The sequence below is a fragment of the Oscillibacter sp. KLE 1745 genome (assembly GCF_000469445.2).
Classification (GTDB): Bacteria; Bacillota; Clostridia; order Oscillospirales; family Oscillospiraceae; genus Oscillibacter; species Oscillibacter welbionis.
In genome coordinates, this window is sequence record NZ_KI271762.1 from 92,696 (window position 1) to 94,520 (window position 1,825).

Below are 1,825 nucleotides of genomic sequence, written 5' to 3' on the forward strand. Positions count from 1 at the left end.
TGCCGCCGCCCCCCGTGTCCCGGCCCAGGATCAGGACCGTGTAATAGTCCTGACTCTTCCGTTCCCCGTCGCTGCGGGGTCGGGTCCCTTCGCCCCAGTCGATCTCCTCTTCCTGGGTCCCGCTGTCCGCATCCGCGTTCTTGTCCGGCAAATCCGGGCGAACGAACAGGCTCTGGCAGGCCACCACCGCGATCAGCACGATGGCCAGTACCACGGCTACCGCGATCAGCAGCTTCTGCTGCCGCGTCAGGCGGCTCGGTTTCTTCGGCTTCTTGGGTCTGCTCTTTTTCGGCGTCCCGCCCGTCGGATGCTTTCCGTTTTCTCTATCCACTGTCTCTCTATCCTTTCAATGCGTCCCGCGCCTCAATGGTGGCGTGGTGCACAGGGTTTCCCATTTCGGTCATCTCTTCGATGGTCATCTCCAGGCCCATCAGCAGGCCCTCGTCCAGGTCTTTATAACACACAGCGCGGAGTTTGTCTACCCCCGGAAAATTCCGGGAGGGCTCGATATAATCCGCCAGATAGATCACTTTTTCCAGCAGGGTCATGTGGGCATGGCCCGTGGTGTGCCACCAGATGGCGTTGTAGATTTCATCGTCCACACCGAACACGTCCCGGGCGATGGCCGCGCCGGTCTTGGCGTGGAGAAGCTTCAGGGCCTTCTGCTCCAGCTCGTCCAGCTGGATGCCGTACCGGCCGCACAGTTCCAGCTGCTCCTCCATGTTCAGCTTTTTTGTGCAGTCGTGCAGCAGTGCCGCTACCCGGGCCTTCTCCACATCGGCGCCGTACCGCTCCGCCAGACGGATGGCCTCCTGCTCCGTGCCCAGCACGTGGGGGATGCGCTTGTTTTTCAAATAACTCAGAGCTATCGGCCGCAGCTCCCGCAGGGGCAGGCGCTTCAAATCCGCCCGGGTGCCGTACAGTCCCTCCCGCAGGATATAGCCGTACACCGCCGGAGGCAGGAGATTCACGCCCTCTCCCTTCGCCAGCATGGTTCGCAGGTCTGTGGAGGACACATCCACCACGCCGGGGATGGTGAGGGTGAAGATCCGGGCCTGGGGATATGTCCGGTACAGATAGTCCCGCTGAACGGAGAACAGCTCCTCCGTGTCCGCCTCCGTTCGGCCGAAGGTGGCGATCCCCGCCAGGGACAGAATCTTCTCCGCTTCGTGCCAGGTCTGGATGGTGAGGAACATGTCCGTGCCCATCAGCAGCCACAGCTCGTCCTCCGGGTACCGCTCCTTCAGCTGGGCCAGGGTGTCGGAGGTATAGCTCCGACCCGTCCGCTTCAGCTCCAGATCCAGTACCTGGACCCGGTCCCCCAGGCCCAGCTGCTCCCCCGCCAGGCGGGTCATCTCAAGCCGCTGTTCCGGAGTGGGGCTGCCCGCTGGCAGCGCCTTGTGGGGTGGCTCCCGGTCCGGGACCAGCAGCAGCAGGTCCAGCTTCAGCAGCTCGAATACCGCCCGGGCCGCGGTCACATGGCCCAGGTGGGGCGGGTTGAACGTCCCGCCGTAAACGCCGATCTTCATACGCGATTCCTCTTTATGGTTCAGATTTTTCCGCCGGAAGCTCCAACTCCATCTCGTCATCCGTGGCGGTGAAGCCATACCGCTGATACAGCGGGCGGCCCATGGCGGTGGTGTGGAGAGAAACCGTCAAACAGCCCCGCTCACAGGCCGCTGCCGTGAGGAGATCCAGCATCCGCCATGCGATCCCCCGGCCTCGGAAGGCAGGATCCGTCCAGATGTTCATGATATGGCCGGACAGACCCGCGGGATTGTGATAGGAGGGCATCTCCCGGCGGAGGTCCAGGCCGCCGGTGGCG

The 1,825-nt window shown here is 63.4% G+C and carries 3 protein-coding genes; all 3 read right to left on the reverse strand.

What is annotated here, in order from left to right; translation table 11 throughout:
• Positions 1-331, reverse strand: a 331-nt coding sequence (locus tag HMPREF1546_RS19315; protein ID WP_021752100.1) for a hypothetical protein, incomplete at its 3' end; no start/stop codon positions are given.
• A gap of 7 nt (positions 332-338) precedes the next feature.
• The gene (gene yqeK, locus HMPREF1546_RS15470) at positions 339-1,529 is read right to left on the reverse strand and encodes a bis(5'-nucleosyl)-tetraphosphatase (symmetrical) YqeK (protein ID WP_021752101.1); all 1,191 of its coding nucleotides are present in this window, start codon (positions 1,527-1,529) and stop codon (positions 339-341) included.
• 13 nt (positions 1,530-1,542) lie between these two features.
• A partial coding sequence (locus HMPREF1546_RS15475) for a GNAT family N-acetyltransferase (RefSeq protein ID WP_021752102.1) occupies positions 1,543-1,825 on the reverse strand: 283 nt, incomplete at its 5' end.

Coding starts and splice junctions, on each gene's coding strand:
- yqeK (WP_021752101.1), bottom strand. CDS start 1,529: ATGAAGATCGGCGTTTACGGCGGGACGTTCAACCCGCCCCACCTGGGC.